Consider the following 4,337-nt stretch of genomic DNA (forward strand, 5'->3'; position numbering starts at 1 on the left):
GCCCCGGGGGGCCGCGCCGGGCGGGGAGATGCCGTGTTCCGTCAGCTTGCGGCGGCCGGTGTCGGTGATCCAGTCGGTGGTCCACGGCGGGTTCAACACCGTGCGGATCTCGACGCGTTCGTAGCCGGCTGCGCGCAGCCGCGCCGCCACGTCGGCGCGCATCTCGGCCATGGCCGGACAGCCGGAGTACGTCGGCGTCAGGCTCGCGATCACCGTGCCGTCGGCCGTCAGCCGCACCTCCCGCAGGACACCCAGGTCGGCCAGGGTCAGCATCGGCAGCTCGGGGTCCGGCACCTGCTCGGCGACGTGCCGGGCGCGCCGCGCCGCATCGGTCAGCGTGGTCACCATGTCGCCTCCGGGTGGGCACGGGCCACGCTCTGCAACTCGGCGAGCAGCGGCGCCAGATGCTCCGTGTGGTCGCCGGTGCGGCCCGCGCCCGCCAGCGGCCGGTACACCGGCATCGGCAGCCCGGCCGCCTCGGTGACCTGGCGGAGCACGTCGGCGACCTCGTCCCGTACGTCGTAGGCGGTGAACAACTCACCGAAGTACGGGGCCACTTGCTCCATCGCCTTGCGGATCCGCCGGTGCGACTCCGCCGTGCCGTCGCCCAGCCTTACGGCCCATTCGGCGGCGTACTGCCGGTGGTACGTCAGCTCCTTGACGCCCTTCGCCGCGATCGCCGCGAGGACTGGGTCCGGGTGGGCGACCAGCCGCTCGAAGTGCGCGAGGCGCCAGCTGGACAGGACGAGCAGCCGGACGATCGAGAACGCGAAGTCTCCGCAGGGGAGTTCGGCGAGGCGTACGTTGCGGAAGTCGGCGGGGTCCCGGAAGTAGGCGTAGGCGTCCTCGCCGCGCCCGGTGCCGTCGACCTGCCCGGCGCGGGAGTACAGCAGACGGGCCTGGCCGAGGAGGTCGAGGCCGATGTTGGCGAGGGCGACCTCCTCCTCCAGCTCGGGCGCGCGGGTGGTCCACTCGGCGAGCCGCTGGGCCGAGACCAGGGCGTCGTCGGCCAACGCGACGCAGTCGGCGGCCAGTTCGGCGGCGTCCACATCCTCGGGCACCGTGGTGTCCACACCGTGCAGGGGGTCCTCGAAGCCGGTGCCGTACGCCCAGCGGGTGTCGTCCTCGTGTCCCTCGGCGAGGGTCAGGTAGACGTGGTCGTCACTCATACCTGCTCCTCAGATGTGCGGGACGTCGTCGGGGATGTCGTAGAAGGTGGGGTGCCGGTACACCTTGTCGGCGCTGGGCTCGAAGAAAGGGTCCTTCTCGTCGCGGGTGGAGGCGGCGATGTGCTCGGAGCGCACGACCCAGAGGGAGACGCCCTCGTTGCGGCGGGTGTAGAGGTCGCGGGCGTGGGTGAGGGCCATCTGGTCGTCGGCGGCGTGCAGCGAGCCCACGTGGACGTGGTTCAGCCCGCGCTTGCCGCGCACGAAGACCTCGTACAGCGGCCAGTCGCCCTTGTTCGCACGTGCCGTGCCACCGTCGTTCGTGCCGGTCATGCCGCCGTCCCCTTCCGGGCTCGCTCGCTCCGCTTCGCCGCGTGGGCGGTGGCCGCCTCACGCACCCAGGCGCCTTCCTCGTGGGCGGTCCGCCGCCGATCCGTCCGCCGGGCGTTGCACGGTCCGTCGCCGGAGATCACGCGCTTCAGCTCGTCCCAGTCGGGGGTGCCGAAGTCGTGACGGCCGCGTTCCTCGTTCCAGCGCAGCTCCGGGTCGGGGAGGGTGACGCCGAGCTTCTCGGCCTGCGGGACCGTCATGTCGACGAAGCGCTGACGCAGCTCGTCGTTGCTGTGCCGCTTGATCTTCCAGGCCATCGACTGCGCGGAGTTGGGCGAGGCGTCGTCGGGCGGGCCGAACATCATCAGCGAGGGCCACCACCAGCGGTTCACCGCGTCCTGGACCATCGCGCGCTGTGCGTCGGTGCCGCGCATCATCGTCAGCAGCAGCTCGTAGCCCTGCCGCTGGTGGAAGGACTCCTCCTTGCAGATCCGCACCATCGCGCGCGCGTACGGTCCGTACGAACTCCGGCACAGCGGTACCTGGTTGCAGATCGCGGCGCCGTCCACGAACCAGCCGATGACACCGACGTCGGCGAAGCTCGCCGTCGGGTAGTTGAAGATCGAGGAGTACTTCTGGCGGCCCTCGATGAGCCGCCGGGTCAGGTCCGCGCGGTCCGCGCCGAGGGTCTCGGCCGCCGAGTACAGGTAGAGCCCGTGGCCCGCCTCGTCCTGGACCTTGGCGAAGAGGATCGCCTTGCGGCGCAGGGAGGGCGCCTTGGTGATCCACTCACCCTCCGGCTGCATGCCGATGATCTCCGAGTGCGCGTGCTGGGCGATCTGCCGGACGAGGGTCCGGCGATAGCCGTCGGGCATCCAGTCGCGGGGCTCGATCCGCTGGTCCCGTGCGATCGTCGCGTCGAAGTGCTGCTGGAGCGCGTCCTCGGCGTCCTGGGACGGCGCCCCCGCTGAGTCTGTCGTCGTCATCGATACCAGCTTCCCAACCGACCATTCGTTCGGTACCAGTGTGACGCGATTCGAGCGGCCGGGCAAGACCCGCACACTCCTTCGCGCCCCCGAGGGCTCCTTGACAGGCGCAGTCGGGGCTGGATTACATGACCGTGACGCACGGCAACCGAATGGTCGGTCGGCTCATCGTCCGGTGAGCACGAAGGAGTCGCGATGAGCACCCTGGGCGAGCCCCTCCCCCGCGACCTGCTGGACTCCGGCGAGCGCCTCGCCCCGGAGCAGCTGCGCGAACTCCAACTGGGCCGGTTGCGGGCGACGTTGCGGCACGCGTACGACAACGTGGAGTCGTACCGGAAGAAGTTCGACGAGGCCGGTGTCGGCCCCGACGACTGCCGCTCGCTCGACGACCTCGCCCGTTTCCCCTTCACCACGAAGGCCGATCTGCGCGAGACCTACCCCTACGGCATGTTCGCCGTGCCGATGTCGCAGGTGCGGCGCGTACATGCCTCCAGCGGGACCACCGGGCGCCCCACCGTGGTCGGCTACACGGAGAACGACCTCTCCATGTGGGCGGACGTGGTCGCCCGCTCGATCCGGGCCGCCGGCGGCCGTCCGGGCCACAAGGTGCACATCTCCTACGGTTACGGCCTGTTCACCGGCGGCCTGGGCGCGCACTACGGCGCCGAGCGCGCCGGCTGCACGGTGATCCCGGCCTCCGGCGGCATGACCGCACGCCAGGTGCGGCTCATCCAGGACTTCCGCCCCGAGATCATCATGGTGACCCCCTCCTACATGCTCACCCTCCTCGACGAGTTCGAGAAGCAGGGGGTCGACCCGCGCACCACGTCGCTCCGGGTAGGCGTCTTCGGGGCCGAGCCGTGGACGGAGGAGATGCGCCGCGAGATCGAGGAGCGGGCGGCTCTGCACGCCGTCGACATATACGGACTCTCCGAGGTGATCGGCCCCGGCGTGGCGCAGGAGTGCGTGGAGACCAAGGACGGCCTGCACATCTGGGAGGACCACTTCTACCCCGAGGTCGTCGACCCGCTCACCGGCACTGTCCTGCCCCAGGGCGAGGAGGGCGAGATCGTCTTCACCTCCCTCACCAAGGAGGCCCTGCCGATCATCCGCTACCGCACCCGCGACCTGACCCGTCTGCTGCCCGGCACCGCCCGCCCCGCCTTCCGCCGGATGCGGAAGGTCACCGGCCGCTGCGACGACATGATCATCCTGCGCGGGGTGAACATCTTCCCCAGCCAGATCGAGGAGATCGTGCTGCGCACCCCCGCCGTGGCCCCGCACTTCCAGATCCAGCTGACGCGGCGGGGCCGCATGGACCACATGACGGTCCGGGTGGAGGCCCGCCCCGGGGCGAGCCCCGCCCAGCGGGAGGCAGCGGCCTCGACGATCACCCAGGCGGTCAAGGACGGCATCGGCGTCACCGTCGAGACCGCGATCGTCGCCCCGGAGACCCTGGAACGCTCGGTCGGCAAACTCAAGCGGGTCAAGGATCTCCGCAACTCCGAGAGTTGATCACCCGGGGCCGGGCGGCGGCGCCTCGGTCAGGGGCGTGAAGAACCGCGCGACCAGCCACCATCGGCCTGCGGCCACGAACGGCCCGCGGCCAGGACACGACCGCAGCCCCGCCGCCTCCCTCAGAGCCCCCGGTGCACCACATGCCCACCGGTCACCGTGAGCAGCACGGGCGAATCGGCGACCTCGTCCGCGGGCGCCTCCACGGGGTCGACCCCCAAGGCCGTCAGGTCGGCCCTCAGCCCCGGGGCGACCCGGCCGGCGACATCACCCTCACCCGCGGCCACCGCCGCGTGACGCGTACAGCCCTCCAGCGCCTGCGCCCCCGTGAGCCCCACCC

6 protein-coding genes are annotated in these 4,337 nt (G+C 71.2%); 1 reads left to right on the forward strand and 5 read right to left on the reverse strand.

Annotation, left to right across the window (positions count from 1 at the left end; translation table 11 throughout):
* The 4 genes from paaD to paaA all read right to left on the reverse strand — a co-directional run.
* Nucleotides 1-348 (reverse strand): 1,2-phenylacetyl-CoA epoxidase subunit PaaD (gene paaD, locus P1P70_RS41385; protein ID WP_319247163.1); only part of this gene is annotated, 348 nt, incomplete at its 3' end.
* Nucleotides 342-1,169: a 1,2-phenylacetyl-CoA epoxidase subunit PaaC gene (gene paaC / locus P1P70_RS41390; protein WP_319247165.1), complete on the reverse strand. Its 828-nt coding sequence runs from the start codon at nucleotides 1,167-1,169 to the stop codon at nucleotides 342-344. The genes paaC and paaD, both read right to left, overlap by 7 nt.
* A gap of 9 nt (nucleotides 1,170-1,178) precedes the next feature.
* The gene (gene paaB, locus P1P70_RS41395) at nucleotides 1,179-1,499 is read right to left on the reverse strand and encodes a 1,2-phenylacetyl-CoA epoxidase subunit PaaB (RefSeq protein WP_319247167.1); all 321 of its coding nucleotides are present in this window, start codon (nucleotides 1,497-1,499) and stop codon (nucleotides 1,179-1,181) included.
* Complete coding sequence (gene paaA / locus P1P70_RS41400; protein ID WP_319247169.1) at nucleotides 1,496-2,482, reverse strand: 1,2-phenylacetyl-CoA epoxidase subunit PaaA; 987 nt, start codon at nucleotides 2,480-2,482, stop codon at nucleotides 1,496-1,498. Before paaA ends, paaB begins: the two co-directional genes overlap by 4 nt.
* 195 nt (nucleotides 2,483-2,677) lie before the next feature.
* Here paaA and paaK point away from each other — a divergent pair, with 195 nt between their 5' ends.
* Nucleotides 2,678-3,997, forward strand: a complete 1,320-nt coding sequence (paaK, locus tag P1P70_RS41405; RefSeq protein ID WP_319247171.1) for a phenylacetate--CoA ligase PaaK — start codon at nucleotides 2,678-2,680, stop codon at nucleotides 3,995-3,997.
* A 122-nt stretch (nucleotides 3,998-4,119) separates the two neighbouring features.
* Here the strand turns inward: paaK and P1P70_RS41410 are convergent.
* A partial coding sequence (locus P1P70_RS41410; RefSeq protein WP_319247173.1) for an amidohydrolase family protein occupies nucleotides 4,120-4,337 on the reverse strand: 218 nt, incomplete at its 5' end.

The sequence above is a fragment of the Streptomyces sp. MB09-02B genome, from assembly GCF_033794485.1.
GTDB lineage: Bacteria > Actinomycetota > Actinomycetes > Streptomycetales > Streptomycetaceae > Streptomyces.

Coding starts and splice junctions, on each gene's coding strand:
- paaC (WP_319247165.1), bottom strand. CDS start 1,169: ATGAGTGACGACCACGTCTACCTGACCCTCGCCGAGGGACACGAGGAC.
- paaK (WP_319247171.1), top strand. CDS start 2,678: ATGAGCACCCTGGGCGAGCCCCTCCCCCGCGACCTGCTGGACTCCGGC.
- paaA (WP_319247169.1), bottom strand. CDS start 2,482: ATGACGACGACAGACTCAGCGGGGGCGCCGTCCCAGGACGCCGAGGAC.
- paaB (WP_319247167.1), bottom strand. CDS start 1,499: ATGACCGGCACGAACGACGGTGGCACGGCACGTGCGAACAAGGGCGAC.